This window comes from Shewanella sp. SP2S2-4 (assembly GCF_031932025.1).
Taxonomy (GTDB): Bacteria; Pseudomonadota; Gammaproteobacteria; order Enterobacterales; family Shewanellaceae; genus Shewanella; species Shewanella baltica.
Map to the genome: position 1 here is coordinate 15,633 of NZ_JAUOER010000004.1, position 17,501 is coordinate 33,133.

The 17,501-nt window shown below is 49.4% G+C and carries 8 protein-coding genes; all 8 read left to right on the top strand.

The window, feature by feature from the left end; all coding sequences use genetic code 11:
- Positions 1-102 precede the first annotated feature (102 nt).
- The 8 genes from Q4Q54_RS04875 (at position 103) to recD (ending at position 17,493) form a co-directional block, all read left to right on the top strand.
- Complete coding sequence (locus tag Q4Q54_RS04875) at positions 103-2,028, top strand: transglycosylase SLT domain-containing protein (RefSeq protein ID WP_311987948.1); 1,926 nt, start codon at positions 103-105, stop codon at positions 2,026-2,028.
- A gap of 239 nt (positions 2,029-2,267) precedes the next feature.
- Positions 2,268-2,972, top strand: coding sequence for an EAL domain-containing protein (locus Q4Q54_RS04880; protein ID WP_311987854.1), 705 nt, complete (start codon positions 2,268-2,270; stop codon positions 2,970-2,972).
- 185 nt (positions 2,973-3,157) lie between these two features.
- Positions 3,158-4,069, top strand: coding sequence for a MoxR family ATPase (locus Q4Q54_RS04885; RefSeq protein WP_311987855.1), 912 nt, complete (start codon positions 3,158-3,160; stop codon positions 4,067-4,069).
- A gap of 99 nt (positions 4,070-4,168) precedes the next feature.
- Positions 4,169-5,269, top strand: coding sequence for a DUF58 domain-containing protein (locus Q4Q54_RS04890; RefSeq protein ID WP_311987856.1), 1,101 nt, complete (start codon positions 4,169-4,171; stop codon positions 5,267-5,269).
- Positions 5,266-7,491, top strand: coding sequence for a DUF3488 and transglutaminase-like domain-containing protein (locus Q4Q54_RS04895; RefSeq protein ID WP_311987857.1), 2,226 nt, complete (start codon positions 5,266-5,268; stop codon positions 7,489-7,491). Before Q4Q54_RS04890 ends, Q4Q54_RS04895 begins: the two co-directional genes overlap by 4 nt.
- Positions 7,492-7,646: 155 nt before the next feature.
- A complete protein-coding gene (gene recC / locus Q4Q54_RS04900) occupies positions 7,647-11,459 on the top strand; it encodes an exodeoxyribonuclease V subunit gamma (RefSeq protein WP_311987858.1) in 3,813 nt (1,270 codons plus the stop codon).
- Positions 11,456-15,277: an exodeoxyribonuclease V subunit beta gene (gene recB / locus Q4Q54_RS04905; protein ID WP_311987859.1), complete on the top strand. Its 3,822-nt coding sequence runs from the start codon at positions 11,456-11,458 to the stop codon at positions 15,275-15,277. The genes recC and recB overlap by 4 nt, the downstream gene beginning before the upstream one ends.
- Positions 15,274-17,493 (top strand): exodeoxyribonuclease V subunit alpha, encoded by a 2,220-nt coding sequence (recD, locus tag Q4Q54_RS04910; RefSeq protein ID WP_311987860.1) that lies wholly within the window; start codon positions 15,274-15,276, stop codon positions 17,491-17,493. Before recB ends, recD begins: the two co-directional genes overlap by 4 nt.
- The last annotated feature ends 8 nt before the right edge of the window (positions 17,494-17,501 follow it).

Consider the following 17,501-nt stretch of genomic DNA (forward strand, 5'->3'; position numbering starts at 1 on the left):
GTTAATAGACCTAATTGATTGATAGAGTTGAACACTCGCCAATAACCTTGAATCGATACGGACATGTCGATTGATACCTTGATGCCCGGAGGCAAACGCTCCATGTGCAAAGCCGTGATGAATGTGGTTATATCCAGCGCAATATTGCTCGCAGGCGCCTTGAATGCCCCTTCCGCATTCGCGTTAACGCCAACGCAGAAAACCTTCCTTGAGGCCGAAAAAGCCTTAAAGAAACAAGACTATGAAGTCTATAAACCCCTACGGGCAAAATTGGGCGATTATCCGCTGGCGATTTACTTAGACCATGATATCGACATCGGCGATCTCAATGGTTTGCATGGCGCTGCGGCAAAAAAACTGATTGATAAGTATGAAACTACGCCTATGTACAACAGGTTAAGGTCTAAATACTTAAACAATGCGGGCACACAAAAACGCTGGAGTGATTATCTTGCGATAAGCCCCGATGTCCCTACCGACATCCGCCTGCAATGTTATTACTACGAAGCAAAACTTGCCAAGGGCGAGATAAAAACCGCCTATGCGGCGGCGCAATCACTCTGGGTCTTTGGTAGTTCACGGCCAAAAGAGTGTGATCCCCTATTCAACGCTTGGACCAAAGCGGGTAAACGCACTCAAGATGTAATCTGGGCGCGGATGATGCTGAGTTTTGAGACTGGCGAAACCAGTCTGCTGAGCTATTTATCCCAGAAAATCACCACCCATAATAACGAAGCGAAGCGCTTAGTCGCCGTGTATAAAGATCCAAACAGCCTGCGCCATACCGAAAAGTTTAAGGATAAAAATCCGATTGTGGGTGACATAGTCGCGGCGGGATTAAAACGCCTTGCCCGCAAGGATCTCGACCAAGCGATTAATTTGTATGAACGGTATCAAAAGGCTAATCGTTTCACGCCAGCACAAGCCCAACAACTGGATAAATACTTAGTTCGCCGCATCTTAATCGAACAAGATGATAGCCATAAAAGCTATGTCGACAATGTGCTGGCCGAGCTGAAAAGTGACGACTTATTTGAACGCCGGTTAAGATGGGCCATTCGCGATCACGACATGCGCAGCATTGCCCGTTATTTAAATTTACTGCAACCTGAAACCTTGGCTAAGGAGCGCTGGCAATATTGGCTCTATCGCACTAATGCTAAAGATGCGCCAGAAAGTGCCACTAAGGCTCTTGCGACAATCAGCAATGAACGTAATTTTTACGGTTTTGCCGCCGCGCAGTTTTTAAATAAACCCGTCTCGCTGAATCAAAGCCCTGAGCCTATCGTCGACGCCAGCAGCCAAAAATTAACCGATGATGTGGGTTTTGTGCGCGTGCAAGAGCTAATGGCGCTGGATCGTTATTTCGATGCACGTTACGAATGGATGTCGCTGCTCAGACGCAGTGACAACACTATGCGAGCCCGTTACGGCCGTTATGCCCATGAGCAAGGCTGGTATGACTTTGGCGTCGAAGCCAGTATCCAAGGTAAGTTGTGGGATGACATTCCCCTACGCTTCCCGATGGCGCACCAAGAAGGTTTTGAGCACGCCAGCAAAAAGCACAAAGTGAACATAGATGAGATTCGAGCGATCAGTCGCCGCGAGAGCGCGTTTTATCTTTATGCGACCTCAGGCGTCGGTGCCCGCGGCTTAATGCAAATTATGCCTGCGACCGCTAAAGCAACCGCCAAGAAACATGGGGCTAAATATAGCGATCCTAAGGATCTTTATAGCGCAGAGCTTAACCTCAATCTTGGCAGTGCTTACTATGCCCAGTTGTTAAAAGAGTTTAACCAGAACCGTATCCTCGCCACAGCCGCCTATAACGCGGGCCCATCACGGGTGCGTCGCTGGTTGGCAAACTCGGATGGAAAACTCGATGCCATGGGCTTTATCGAAGCCATTCCCTTCACTGAGACCCGTGAATATGTGCAAGCCGTCTTCAGCTATCGATTGATTTATGAGGCGCAGGAGCAAAAAGCGCAGCCATTATTCAGCGAAGCCGAACTGAAGTTTGCTTACTAACTCGCGACATAAAAAGGAACTCGATACTCTGCAGTATCGAGTTCCTACTTTTCAGCATACCCTAAGGTAATGCTCATGCTTTAACCGCCAAAAATTCTGAATGATATTCTCTAAATTCAAATAATTAGCAAAGCGAATAATTATTCAGCAATCACGCCATTTTATCGTAAACTTGTTTGCACTGCGAGGCATTAAATGCGAATAATTAGTATTAATGCATTAAGACTCCCATTAGGCCCATGATTAACCTTAGTTCGTTAACGCTCAGCTGCGAATACCAACCCTTTGTCGATCCCCATACGTTAGCCATCGACGGCTATGAAGCCTTAGCGCGTTTTTATCTACCTGATGGCGATGCGGTTGCACCTAATATCGTGTTCGAGCAATTGCATGAATCCACAGAATTACTCGCCGCCGTTGAATATCAAGCCAAAGCATTTCAACTCGCTCACGCGCCCAGCCAGCAGCGTATTTTTATCAATGTCGATCCCCACGCTGTCGATGGGCCACATACTGCCAAGCTTATAAAGCTGTTATCGAAGTACCAGCAAGTCACGGTCGAGATCATTGAAAATACCTGCATTAACGATGCCCAGCTTGCCAATCAGCTATTCAGCCAATTTAAACAAGCAAATATCCAAGTGGCGCTCGATGATATTGGTGCGCCCCACTCCATGCTTTGTGTCGATTTGATGATGAATGTAGATTATCTCAAGTTCGATCGCCATTGGTTAACCCACATCACGCATCCCGAGGGAGTCCAGTTACTCATAGCGCTGATTAACTTTGCCAAGCAAACCAACAAACAGTGCATTCTAGAAGGCATAGAAACCGAAGCCCACTTGGCGTTTGCGCGAGACATAGGCGTCGACTTAGTCCAAGGCTTTCTGTTTAAATCTTGGTTTATTCGCCCCACCCGCAGTCAAGCGCTGTGTCTTGCATAGATCCACGCGCCGCCCTTTGACTTTGCGCCACCAGCACACGCAAGCCTAAACGTCATTCAGTCGAGTAATTGATTTCGCACTAGAAATGCCACTGGATAAGCAGGCGATGATCCGCCATAGTGGTAAAGCTTGTCTGCTTTCGCATGCACTTTCAGTTACGCTTTTAAATGTATTAGGAGTCGCCCGTGGCACAATCTGGGATCAGCGAATTACTACATCAACTCGAACAAGTGTTGCTGGGCAAACCAAGGCAAATTCGGCTTGCTTTGGCCTGCATTCTCGCCCGCGGCCACCTGTTGATTGAAGATTTACCCGGCATGGGTAAAACCAGTATTTCCCATGGCATAGCCCAAAGCTTAGGCTTGAGTTACCAAAGAATTCAATTTACCAGCGACATGCTGCCCGCTGATATTCTCGGCGTGTCTATTTTTGATAAACATCAGGCGCAATTTATCTTCCATCCAGGGCCGATTTTTAAGCAGATGATCTTGGCCGATGAAATTAACCGCGCCAGCCCTAAGACCCAAAGCGCCTTGCTTGAAGCGATGGCAGAACAACAAATCTCCGTCGATGGCATCACTCACAGATTGCCTAATCCTTTCTTTGTGATCGCAACTCAAAACCCCACCGATCAATCCGGCACATTTCCACTGCCAGAATCGCAGCTCGACCGGTTTATGATGCGTCTATCAATTGGTTATCCAAGCCACGACGCCGAACTTGCGATGCTGAAGAGCAATCATAACCACTTAACCTTAGAGCAACTGCCCCAATGCCTGACGCCACTGGCCTTGATGCAACTGCAAGAACAATGCGACAAGGTCAGCGCTTCCGATGCTTTACTCAATTACATTCTGGCCTTAGTGAATTTTTCTCGCAGCCAAAGTGATAGCGTGGGTTTATCGCCCCGCGCTACCAAATCCCTATTGCAAGCAGCTAAAGCATGGGCTTTTTTAGCGGGCCGACATTATTTAGTTCCCGAAGATGTGCAAGCGGTATTTTGCTGCGTGGCGGAGCATAGACTCAGAACCAGTAGCCAATTACAGGGCGAAGCCCTATCCGAGCGAATTCTGGCGAGCGTTAATCCCATCATGTAGCGAACCGCTGCCATGAACAATATTGTGAAGGCATTCATTAACTGAGCAATAAAATCGAGCTGTTAAAGCAAGCCATTCAACCATGGAAGTGATGCAGAAGTGAAACGACTGATACGCCCTACTTTCGTTCCGACTCTAGTACCGATTTGGCAGCGTTGGTTAGCAAGGCGTTTGCCACCGAGTCCTGAAATCACCTTAAGCCATCGCAGCATTTTTATTTTGCCGAGCGGTTTTGGCTTAGTTTGGCTCGGGTTGGTTTTACTCTTATATCTATTTGGCACTAACTATCAAAATAACTTAGTCATTGGCCTTAGCATCTTACTATTAAGCCTGTTTAATACCTGTATTCTCTACAGTTACAAAAATCTGGCCGGTCTACATTTACGCGCCATGACGCCGCCCGAAGTCTATGCAGGCGAAACCTTAACCTTTCCAGTCCTCATCAGCACCCATCATAGTGGTCATAATATTCAGCTTAACTATCCGCATAATCGCACTTATACGGTGCAGAACGTCGGCACAGATGAACAGCAAGCGCTCGTGCCTTTTGAATACCATCGGCGGGGCCAAGTGTCACCGGGGCGGCTCAAAATTGAATCCTTTTATCCCTTAGGGCTGTGCCGCGCATGGTCCCATGTGGATTTGGCCATTAGTCACTTAGTCTTTGCCCAGCCGATTGAAGCGCCGCTGCAGCTTGAGGCTGATCATACTCAGTCGGAGCAAGATCCCCTGTTACTGGCGGGTAAACATGTGTCAGGCATCGATGAGTTTAAAGGTCTTAAACCCCATGTGCTCGGCGAGTCCCTCAAGCAAGTGGCGTGGAAACAGTGGGCGCAGGGTCGCGGCATGTTGAGTAAAGAGTTTCAGCAGCCCCAAGGCGATCCCGTTTGGTTAAGACTCAGACCCGATGCTAAACGGCTCGAAACCCAGTTGAGTCAATTAAGCTGGCAAATCAATAAACTCACGCAACTCGAGCAATATTTTGGCCTACATCTGCAAACACCAATGGGCGAGGATATATTGATCGCGCCCGCTGTCGGTCACAACCATAGAATCGCCTGCCATAAGGCCCTTGCCTTGTATCCACAGCTAGCGCCGTCAGCCGTTAATTCGTCATCAGCAGCGGCAAAGCACTCAAATAAAACGGCGAAAACCACCAGCAAGAAACGTCATATCCCGACCTCGAGGGAACAGGCATGACATTAACGGCCAGCAGCACGACACCGCAAATTGGCGATAACATCAGCCGTCAGACACTCTTTTGGTTATTGATCACCAATATCGCCGTACTGAGCCCGCTATTTGATAAAACCACGCCTTGGACCTTAGGCATTTGCGCTATCTGTTTACTGTGGCGCGTGGGGATTTATGTCGGCAAAGTGGCAAAGCCGCCGCGTTTTTTGGTGACCAGTCTTGCGATCGGCGCCGCAACCACACTGGCACTCGTTTCAAAGGAAATAGGCTTACTCAATGCGCTAGTGAATCTGCTGCTGTTAGGTTATGCCTTAAAATACATTGAAATGCGTAATCAAAGGGATGTGCGTGTTGTCGTCCTCGCGGGCTATTTTATTATCGCGCTGACCTTTATCGACCATCAATCCCTGCTTAATACTGCGCATTTACTCGTGGTAACGCTGATCAACACCTGCGTGCTCGTGACTCTGTATCAAGATAAACACTCCCTAAAACACACGGCATGGCTCGGTAGTAAATTTTTACTCCAGAGTGTGCCCCTCGCGCTGCTGTTGTTTTTAGTGTTACCGCGTTTTGCGCCGCTCTGGTTAGTGCCCAACATGAAAGAAGCGCAAACGGGCTTGTCTGATAGTCTGGCCATTGGTGATATCGGCAAGCTCACCCGTTCGACCGAACTGGCCTTTAGGGCGAGTTTTACCAATGCGGCGCCCATTAATGCTGAGTTATATTGGCGCGCGCTGGTGATGGAAAACTATGACGGTATGACTTGGCGTCAGGAGGAAGGCATTAAAAAGCTGCAAAAAGATGCGCTGCTGTTTCCGCCCTCACGGCCCAGCCCTGCATTGATGCTTAATAGCCCAGCTTTGACGGTCACCAGTCCTGACGCTATGAACAATATCCCTGATTTAATGACCAATGATCCTGATTTAACAAAGAACCCCGCTTCGATAAGTAGCGAAGGTCAAGATACTGCAAAACAAGGCAAGCAAAACAATAAGCCTAGTCTTCGTTATCAAGTGATTGCTGAGCCGAGCCACCAGCCGTGGTTATTTGGCCTCGATGTCGCCTACAGCCAAGATGATAGTGTGGTCAATATGCCCGACTATCGGCTGTTAGCGCTGCGCAATGTCGATCAGCGAATGAGTTATCAAGTAGAGTCTTGGCCCAAGGCGAAGATGGATCTTAGGCTCTCTGCGCGGCAAAGGCAGATTAACCTCGAACTACCAAGTAACCGTAATCCACGAACTTGGGCGCTGGCCGAGCAATTCAAGACTCAGTATCCCGAGCCTAAGCCACGATTGTGGGCCATGATGCGCCACTTTAATACCGAGCCTTTTTTCTACACTCTCACGCCGCCTCCCCTTGGGCCGCAGCAAGTGGATGATTTTCTATTTGAAAACAAAGCCGGATTTTGTGTGCACTATGCCGCAGCCTTCATTGTTATGGCGCGGGCCACAGGCTTACCCGCACGTATGGTCACAGGCTATCAGGGCGGAGAGTTTAATCCGCAAGCGGGTTACTACAGCGTGTATCAATATATGGCCCACGCATGGGCTGAGGTTTGGCTCGAAGATGGAGGTTGGGTACGTTTCGACCCGACCGCTATGGTAGCCCCAGATCGTATCGAACAAGGATTCGACGCCCAGTTTGATCCTGCGCTGAGTTACCTGCAGGAAAGCCCTTTTAGTAGCTTACGCTTTAAATCCATGCCTTGGCTCAATGAGTTAAGGCAACGTTTTGCCAGCATAGATTATTACTGGAGCGTGTGGGTTCTGGGTTTCAATCAAGATAGACAAAATCAAGTGCTCAGTGGCATTTTAGGTGATGTGACAAACACTAAAATCGCGGTATTTATGGGGCTGTGTATCAGCCTTATCGTGCTCTATATCGCCTACAGTGCGGGGCTATTACATTTTAGAACTCAGGGCGATCCTATCAGCGCTCACTATCAACAGGTCTGCAATCGCCTCGCCCGCCATGGTATTAAACGCAATGACAGTGATGGACCAAACCAATTTGCGCAGCAGATTATCGAGCAATACCAACACAATGCACCACAGCTTTGTGCGCTGATGCACACCTTGACCCAAAGTTATGTGGCGCTGAAGTATCAAGATTTGCCGAATGATGACTACCAAGCGCATTTAACAAAATTTAAAGCGGCGGCGAAGCAACTGAATTGGTTATTACTCAGGGCAAAGGTGAAAAAGAAGTTCACGCTAGCCTAGCATTTGTAAACTGCGTATTAGCCAGCCAAGTTTCATCGGTTCAAGGCTCAGTAAACACCTAAAATCGCGGGTTAATTCCACAGAAGTAGCAATAGTGTTGAATCTTATAAATCAAACACATAGAATTGTTTTACTGTCACCATGCCGAGTTGCACATGCTAAAGTTAATCCAGTCCAATCAGATGGAAGTGCTCTGCGCCCATTTAGCCGCTTACCTGACCCAACCCCTTGCTTTTGCACGTCTACTGAGTAACGAGCATATTCTGGTGCAGAGTCCTGGCATGTCGACTTGGCTGCGCCTCGAAATCGCCAAACAAAATGGGATTGCTGCCGCATTGGAATTTCCGCTGCCATCGAGCTTTACTTGGCAGTTGTGCCATGACTTATTACCCGATGTGCCTAAGGACAACGCCTTCACTAAGGCGGCGATGACGTGGAAGCTGATGCAACTCTTACCGCGCATGTTACAAGATGACGCCTTTGGGCCATTGAGACACTATCTAGGTAATACCCTAGAAAATACGCCTACCACAAATACCGCCGACACAAGTGAACATTTCAACACCAGTGATATGACGGCTGACGACATTAAGCTGTACCAACTCTGTGGCCGTATCGCCGATATCTTCGACCAATACTTAGTGTATCGCCCCGATTGGATTTTAGCGTGGGAGCAAAACGAGCATCCCGAATCACTTACCAAATCGCTGAATGAAGACCAACGCTGGCAACCTATTTTATGGCGCGCACTGATTGCCTTTAACCGTGATGAGCTTAATCAAAGCCATTACCACAGAGCCAATCTGCACAGCGACTTGATTGCCGCGCTGAATAATCCCGACACGTCACTCGCCCAATTGCCACAACGCTTATTTGTGTTTGGCATTTCCTCAATGGCGCCGCAAACCCTCGAAGTGCTTTACCATCTGGCAGGACGTATCGATGTGATCGTGCTGGGTTTAAGCCCGTGTCAACACTATTGGGGCGACATTGTTGATCCCCGTAATCGTGCCCGCATGGCGGTACAATATGCGGGTAAACGTCAATTAGCAGAACTATGGGAAGATAAACTCGAAGTAGGCAATCCGCTGCTTGCCAATAACGGCAAGATGGGCCGAGAATTACTCGATATGCTGCTTGAGCTCCCCGCCGAACACTGCGACTTTGGCGACGATGTGTATTGTGAGCCCTGCGACGATCCCAACTCGCCACACAGTCATGCCAGCATGCTCCACGGGGTGCAATACGATATTTTAGAGATGCAAACCTTAGACAGAGTGCTAGGGCCTGATGCCGAGCTGTACCAAAATGTCAAGAACAGACGCCTGCTTAAGCGCGACGATGAATCCATTCGAGTCAAGAGTTGTCACAGCCCACTGCGGGAAGTCGAAACCCTGCACGATCACTTGCTTGAGTTACTCAGCAATGATGTCGACCTGACACCCAAAGACATAGTGGTGATGATGCCCGATGTCGCCGCTTACGCGCCCTACATCGATGCTGTCTTCTCGGCGAAGCAAGGTCTGCATTACATTCCCTACGCCATTGCCGACCGCGGCGCAGCGCAGGAATCACCGCTCATCAATAGCTTTTTGAATTTACTTGGGATTAATCAAAGTCGTTTTGGTCTGACCGACATTTTGAGCATACTCGAAGTACCCGCCATTTTGCGCCGTTTCCAGCTCGATGACGATGAATTGCAACTGATCCGACGCTGGTTAGATGAAGCGGGCGTGCGTTGGGGCCGCGATGAACAAAGCCGCCTTAAACAAGGCGTGCCAGCGTTTAAGCAAAACTCCTGGGCCTTTGGTATTAAAAGGCTGATTTTAGGCTACGCCTTGAGTGACGATGCGCCGCTGTACCAAGACCATCTGATCGTGACTGGCATCGAAGGCCAATCGGCGCAGGCGTTAGGTAAGTTACTCAATTTTATTGAAGTACTCGATGAAACGGCGCAAATACTCGCCTTACCGCAAGTGGGCGCCCTGCGTTTGGCTGAATTAACTGAGCTACTGGATGCCTTCTACGACACTGATGAAGACGAGCGCGAACAATTGCAGGAAATCCGCGATGCCATTGCCGCCCTAGAGCAAGAGTTACTATCGGCGGGCAAGCCATTGGATACAAACTCGTTAGATACAAGTATGTTCGAGACGCTAGCCAAACAGAGCATAAGCGGACTGAGCCTCAGTATCGAAGTGCTGCAGCAATGGTTTAATCAACGCTTAACCGAATCTCGGGTCGGCCAGCGTTATCTTGCGGGAAGCGTGAACTTTTGTACCTTGATGCCGATGCGCTCGATCCCCTTTAAGGTCGTGTGTTTACTCGGCATGAATGATGGGGTGTATCCTAGGGTTCAGCATCCCGTCGGCTTTGATTTAATGGCACACTTTGGTGCCCGTAAAGGCGATCGTTCCCGCCGTCTCGATGACAGATATTTGTTTTTAGAAGCCTTATTGTCGGCGCGCGAGCAACTGTACATCAGCTACATCGGTCGCAGCGAACGGGATAACTCTGAGCGTATCGCCTCTATGCTCGTCTCTGAACTGATTGAATATTGTCAGCTGTGCTATCTGCCTGAAACGCTAGTGGTTCAATCGCAAAACGCTTCAAACCCCATAGCCCCAGAGGATGCTGAAAAAGCACTCTATAACGCGATCGTCAGCCACCAGCCGCTGCAACCCTTCGATCCTAAGTTGTATCAAGCCACAGTAAAAAGTGATGACGAAGATAGCTCAAACATAGATGGCTCAAGCATAAGCCAACATAAGTCGGGCATAGGCCAAAGTTACAGCCAGCAATGGTGTCCGCCCAATGCGGCGGCAGCGGGCACACATGCTGGCCGCTTTATCGGCGCGCAAACTCGCATCATGCTCGAAGCGGATGAGCAAGACTCAATGCCAGATACAGAGGCACAGCCCGCTTCTGTGCGCGAACAACAGCAAAGCAAGCAAGTGGATGTGTCTGCCCTGATCCGTTTCTTTCGAAATCCGGCGCAGTACTTCTTCAACCGAACGCTTAAAGTCGATCTTAGCCTTAATATTCAGGCCGATGATAATGACGAGCCCTTTAGCCTAAATGCCCTAGAGCGCTATATGTTGCAGGCCCAGTTACTCGACGATGCCATAGGCCAAGGTCTGACTGAACCCGATATCGAACTGATTAAACGCCTCAAAGCCAGCGGCAGTTTACCGATGCAGCCCTTCGATGATTTACTGCTACGCCAATATCAGCATGATATTAAGCCTTTGATTGGCAGAACCTTGTTCCTCAAGGGAGAACAAGCCAGCAGTCATGCGGATATTAAACTCGTGTTTGACTTGCCCATCACGGCGGGCAGATCCCAGCAAGTGTTACTGCAAGGCCGTATTGATGACATCAGCCCTAAGGGATTAGTGAATTACCGTCCCGGTAGCGCCCACGGCCGCGATGTGCTGAGGTTATACCTTCGCCACCTGTGTTTAATGGCAATGGGCCACACACATGCAAGCTATCTACTCGACATGGGGCATTTCCACGCCTTAGCGCCAATCACTGCTGAGCGCGCCCATGCGTTACTGGCCGATTTGCTGGTGCTGTTTTATCAAGGTCAGCAATACCCACTGTGTTTTATGCCGCGCACCTCACTGGCCTACGTCAGCTGCGAGGGTGAGCACGATGAGCGTTTGCAGCAAGCGTTACCTGAATGGCTGGATGAGCAGAGTCAATTAGGCGAAGGGAACGAACCCCATTACCAACGCTTATTCAGTTTTCCGCGGGATTTCTCTGAGAATAGCTTTGGCGCATTAGCCGAGCGCATCTATCGCCCTATGGTGAGTTTATATCTCAAAGATACGCTGGCTCAGCTTGAGGAATTTGCGCTGAACGATGGCATGAGCCAAAGCCAAACTCCCGATGTACAAGCAACTGACACAAAAGCGACTGCAGCACATTTCAACCGCGATAGCGCACAGGGAGAGCAAGCATGAGTGAACCGATGCAGTTAAACGCAGCAGCGTTACATTCAGCACCACAGGCGCTTGATCCACTCACATTGCCCTTTGGTGGTAGTCGTCTGATTGAGGCCAGCGCAGGCACTGGTAAAACCTACACCATTTCAGGTCTTTATTTACGCTTATTGCTTGGCGATGGCATAGCAGCGCCGCTGACCTGTGAGCAGATTCTCGTGGTTACCTTCACCAATGCGGCCACCGAAGAGCTAAGGGATCGTATTCGCCGGCGTATTCAAGTCGCCTTTAAGTGCTTCTTAGGGCTAACGATTGCCGATCCCTTTGTGCAGGCATTGTATGACAACACCCCAGAGAGTGAACGCGCTATTGCCCTGAGGCGATTCGATCTCGCCCTTAAATCCCTCGATGAAGCGGCGATTTTTACCATCCACGGTTTCTGTCAGCGAATTTTATCGGATCTCGCCTTTGAGTCTTCCTTGCTGTTCGAATCGGACTTTACCTTGGACGACAGCGAATTTTTGCACCATGCCGTGCGGGATTTTTGGCGTGAGGCCTGTTATCCGCTGCCCGATTACTTAGCGCAAATCATTGCCAAGGAATTTGGCGAGCCCGATGGGTTAGTCAAACAGTTGCGACCGCTCCTTGGCGCCAGTCAAGCAAAGCCTCTGAAACCCGCGCTTAAGTTTGATGCCTTGGCCCTGTCACTGCGCCAAAGTTTAGAGCGCTTTAAATTAGCTTGGCCACGGGGGCGCGATGGCTTATTGGCATTGCTTCACAGTTTGCCGCTGAACGGCACTCGCTTTGGCAAGGCAACGGATAAGTACCCCAAACTCGCCGCCATGTTCGATGCGCTGGATAACTGGCTCGCTTTCGGTCATGGGTTGCCGCCGCTGAAAGAGTTAGAAGCCTTGTCCTTGTCTGAGTTAAAACTCAACAAGGGCAGCGTGATCCCAAGTGTGATCGAAGCACCGCTGATGGATCATATGGAGCAGCTCGCCACATTGATTGCCGCTATTAAACCGGCGTTTTTGTATAGTGCGAAACTTGGTATAAGCGAGCGATTTACCCAGCAAAAGCAGCAAAAAAACGTGCTGACCCCAGATGATTTACTCACGACATTAGCAAGCGCGCTACATGCCAATAATGAAACCTTGCCCAAAGCTGTAGCAACACGTTTCCCCGTCGCGCTTATCGATGAATTCCAAGATACCGATCCGCTGCAATTTGCGATCTTCTCTGGCATCTACCAAGGCCGCTACTCGTTTGAGCAGCAAGGTGTAGATACTACAGAGAACAAGCTCAGCCTGTTGATGATTGGCGATCCTAAACAGGCCATTTATGCCTTTCGCGGCGCCGATATTCATACCTATATTGAGGCCCGTCATCATACGCAGGCCCACTATCATCTAGATACCAACTACCGATCAAGTGCAAACATGGTCGCTGGGGTTAACCATCTCTTTAGCCAGCATCACGATCCTTTTATCAGTCAGTCGATCCCCTTTGATAGCGTGAAAACGCCCAGTAGTGCCAAGGGGAAAACCCTCACTGAAAAAACCGTCAATCCAGCCGCCTTAAGATTAAGACTCTTAAGCGAAAGCGCAGAAAACGGCCTCAACAAAACCACCGCCAGACACTTGCTCGCCGAAGATGCAGCGGCGGAGATCACCCGTTTACTGACAGATGCGGCCAATGGCGAATGCCACAGCCCGAAAGGGCCTTTAATCGCGAAAGACATCGCTATCTTAGTGCGGGATCGCAACGAAGCGGCTGTGATGAAAACCGCACTGAGTAAACGTCACATAGGCGCAGTGTTTTTAAGTCGCGACAGTGTGTTCGATACCCTTGAAGCGCGAGAAATGGCGTTAATTTTGCGATCTCTGGCGAATCCTAAGGATGAGCGGGCACTGCGCAGCGCCCTAGCCACGGCATTATTAGGCTACAGCGCCGAGCAAATTCATGCCTTCAACCAAGATGAAGAACACAGACAGCTGTTATTAGAGCAGTTTTTTAACTTGCACCAAGTGTGGCAGAAACGCGGCATCATGCCCGCGCTACTCAGCCTTGCCAATAGCACTAAACTGATTGACCGTTTACTGCACACCGCCAGTGCTGAGGTAGATACTCAAGAGCAAGATGCCACCAACGGCGAGCGTCGCCTGACGGATTTTCGCCACCTTGCCGAGCTATTACAGCAAAAGGCGACCGAGCTTGATGGTATTAGCGCCCTGCTCAATTGGTATGAACAGCAACTGATTGATAACACAGGCACCGATGAACAGCAGCTGCGCCTCGAAAGCGAGCAGAATCTGGTGCAGATCGTTACTATCCATAAGAGTAAGGGCCTTGAGTATCCCGTTTGTTTTGTGCCCTTTGTTAGCCTAGCCCGCGATAATCGCCGTCGCCCGACGCCTATGCTGTACCACAGAACCAACGATGCAGGTGAGCAAGAACTCGTGTGGGATATCGAAGGCACGGATGACGGTTGGGATCGCGCCAAACAAGAAACCTTGGCCGAAGACTTGCGCCTTTTGTATGTGGCGCTCACTCGCCCTGTGTATTTGTGTTACTTGTATATCGCCAATCACAGTCGTCAGCTTAAAAATGGCCTTAAAAGTCAGCTGCATGAAACCGCCATCGGCTATCTGCTCGGCATAGGCGACTCTGAATGTGACTTTGTCCGTATCTGCAATGCTGCGCAGCAGCTCGCCCAAGATGTGGAAGCCATAAGTATTGATAAGGTGCCCGATGACATAGACGAGCGTCCATTGCCCTCAAGCCAAGACATAGCACAAATACTGAGCGCGAAAACCTTAACCCGCCAATACATCACGCCGTGGCGAGTCGGCAGTTATTCAGGCCTAGTTAAAAATACCAGCCATGGCAAAGCCGCTCCGGGCGCCGATGATGAAGCATTAGGTACGCTTGAATATACCGCTTCGCAAACACTCTCTATTCCTGATGAGCCAAGTCATGAGCTGCAGGATGGCATGCTCAATCGCTTTAACTTTGAGCGCGGCGCTAACGCCGGTAGTTTTATGCATTTAGTGCTAGAAGAGATTGATTTTACGCAGGCAGACAGAGACTTACCGCTGCAACTGCCTAAAGCTATGCTGAAATACGGTATCGCGCCCGAGTGGCAAACGGTATTGCACACTTGGTATCTGGATGTGCTGCATGCGCCGCTTGGGCTCATGCCGACAACAGTGTCATCAACAACAGTGCCAACGACAATGCCTTCAACATCGGCCTTAGAGAATCATTCCAAGACGGCTAAACCTGAACATCCAGATCTGTGTTTAGCCAAGTTATCGCCGCAGGATACCTTAGTCGAAATGGAGTTTTATTTACCCCTAATCGAGCTTAAAGATACTGAGCTCAATGCGCTACTGCAGCAGTTTGGCTATGAGTCGACACTTAAGTTTGATGATCTCAAAGGCATGCTCAAAGGCTTTATCGACTTAACCTTTGAATACCAAGGAAAATATTACATCGCCGACTATAAGTCGAATCATTTAGGCGACAACATCAATGCCTATCATCACAGCGCGCTGCAAAGTGCCATAACCGATCATAGGTACGATTTGCAGTACATCCTCTACTCATTGGCGCTGCACAGATATTTGAGTTTACGCCTGCCAAGTTATGACTACGACAGCCATATCGGCGGTTGTTATTACTTGTTCTTACGGGGAATGTCGGCTCAGTATCCCGGCTACGGTGTTTATTACGACAAGCCGCCGAAGGCACTTATCCTCGCGCTGGATTCACTATTTAATGACAATTTATTTCAAAGCAGATTAGCTGGTGCAATCGATACAGGAGTCACGGCATGATGCGCTCAACCCAAGGGCTAAAGGCACATTCACTCACAGCCGCGAAATGGATAGATCATGGCGCAATTCAGCTTAGCGCGCCGCTGCCAGAGCTGTTAAAACAGTGGGAGCAAGAACGACTGCTTACACCGCTCGACCGACATTTCGCGCTCGAGATGAGCCACTTGCATCCAAGTGACAGCCAACAACCCTTGTTTATTTTGTTGTGTGCGCTGTTGAGCCAGCAATTATCTTCACAGCACAGCTGTCTAGTGCTCGCTCATATCGTGCCGCTTAATCCCATGGCCGAGCAAAATAGCCATTGTAAAATCAGCTTAAGCCTAGAAGCGCTCACAGAGACTTTACAAAGCTTTGATGCCGTTGGCCAAGCGGGCAGTAACAAACCGCTTATTTTTGATAATGGCAGACTCTATTTACAACGTTATCATCAATTTGAAACCTCAGTGGCCGCTTCGTTAATCCGCCTATCAGGCAGCGTATCTAAACACTCTGAAGAGGTAAGCCACCAAGAGCAAACTCAAACCGCAAAATTGAGGTCACTGTTAGATCAACTGTTCCCCGCCAATGTGAGCGATCCCCATTTACTCACTACCAATGTACTCACTAAAAGTGAAGGCACACAAAGCACAGCACCCATTGATTGGCAAAAGGTTGCCACGGCCACTGCGCTGGGTAAAAAACTGGCGGTGATCACTGGTGGCCCAGGTACGGGCAAAACCACCACTGTGACTAAGCTTTTGTTATTGCTACAAATGGAATCACAGCAGGAAATTCGTTTAGTCGCGCCAACGGGAAAAGCGGCGGCTCGGTTAAGCGAATCGATCAAAGCCTCAAAAGCGCGTCTAGCGAAGGAACTCAGCGCCCATACTGATGTTGTTGATGAAGCTCGCAATAGAAATAATCAAGACTTTTTAACGGCACTGGGGCGCATTCCAGAGGAAGCATCAACCTTACACAGACTGCTTGGGGTGATCCCCAATTCGCCGCACTTTCGCCACCATCAAGGTAATCCGCTTAGGCTCGACTTATTGATTGTCGACGAAGCCTCTATGGTCGATTTGCCCATGATGTATAAATTGCTGAGCGCTTTGCCCGAGCACGCCAGTTTGATTTTACTCGGCGATCAAGACCAACTCGCTTCGGTTGAGGCTGGCGCTGTGCTCGCCGATATTTGTGCGGGCCTTAAAATACCAGTAGAACCCAATAACCTTGCGCAAAATAACACAGCATCTAACAACTCTGCTCTGTGGCAAATGCGCTATTCCAAGGAGCACGCCGAGCGCCTAAGTGCTTTAACGGGTTTTGAGTTGACGCCCTATATCAGCGATGCCCCTAAACTTGGCGATAGCTTGTGTATGCTGATGCACAGCCACAGATTTAAAGGCGATGCAGGGATTGGACTGCTTGCGAGCGCCGTCAATCGTGCGGATCTTCAAGGCATATTGCAAGTATGGCAACAAGGCCCTGCTGAATTGAACTGGCTAGAACACAGCATGGTCGTAAGCCAAACCCAAGCCAAAGTTAGCGAGCCTGCTAATAATGTGGGACTCAATTTACTGTTAGAGCAAGCCTGCCAGCAGTACGGCGTTTATCTCAGCGCCTTGAATAGCGATGCAAGTAACAATGATGTAAGTAATAGTGATGTAGGCACACGTCCAAGCACGGCTGACATCATAGAAAGCTTTAACCAGTACCGCATTTTATGCGCCATGCGCTCGGGCGATTATGGGGTCGAAGGCATTAATCAATTTGTGACTCAAGCACTGGCCAATGCCAAGCTGATTAAACCGCAGCAGGAGTTTTATCTGGGTCGGCCCATTATAATCCAAAGCAATGACTATAACTTAGGTCTTTTTAACGGTGATATTGGCCTGATTTTGCAGGATGAAGATAAACCCGAACGCTTAATGGCGCACTTTATCAAGGCCGATGGCAGCCTGTTAAAAGTCTTGCCAGCCCGTTTGCCCAGCCATGAAACCTGTTATGCCATGACAGTACACAAAAGCCAAGGCAGCGAATTTAGCCGTGTGGCCTTAGTGCTGCCACCGAGCCCCAGCTTAGCCCAATGGCAACTGCTGACCAAAGAGTTGGTCTACACCGCCATCACCCGCGCTAAAGTCCACTTTACCTGCTTAGGCACCCAGCACGTATTCGAGCGGGCCAGCAGCCAAGCGACTCAGCGTGCATCGGGTCTTGCAGACAGGCTTTGGGGTTAAGTTAAGTT

Excerpts from the sequence above, each read along its gene's own strand:
- Q4Q54_RS04895 (WP_311987857.1), top strand. The coding sequence starts at position 5,266 with ATGACATTAACGGCCAGCAGCACGACACCGCAAATTGGCGATAACATC.
- recD (WP_311987860.1), top strand. The coding sequence starts at position 15,274 with ATGATGCGCTCAACCCAAGGGCTAAAGGCACATTCACTCACAGCCGCG.
- recB (WP_311987859.1), top strand. The coding sequence starts at position 11,456 with ATGAGTGAACCGATGCAGTTAAACGCAGCAGCGTTACATTCAGCACCA.
- Q4Q54_RS04875 (WP_311987948.1), top strand. The coding sequence starts at position 103 with ATGTGCAAAGCCGTGATGAATGTGGTTATATCCAGCGCAATATTGCTC.
- Q4Q54_RS04880 (WP_311987854.1), top strand. The coding sequence starts at position 2,268 with ATGATTAACCTTAGTTCGTTAACGCTCAGCTGCGAATACCAACCCTTT.
- recC (WP_311987858.1), top strand. The coding sequence starts at position 7,647 with ATGCTAAAGTTAATCCAGTCCAATCAGATGGAAGTGCTCTGCGCCCAT.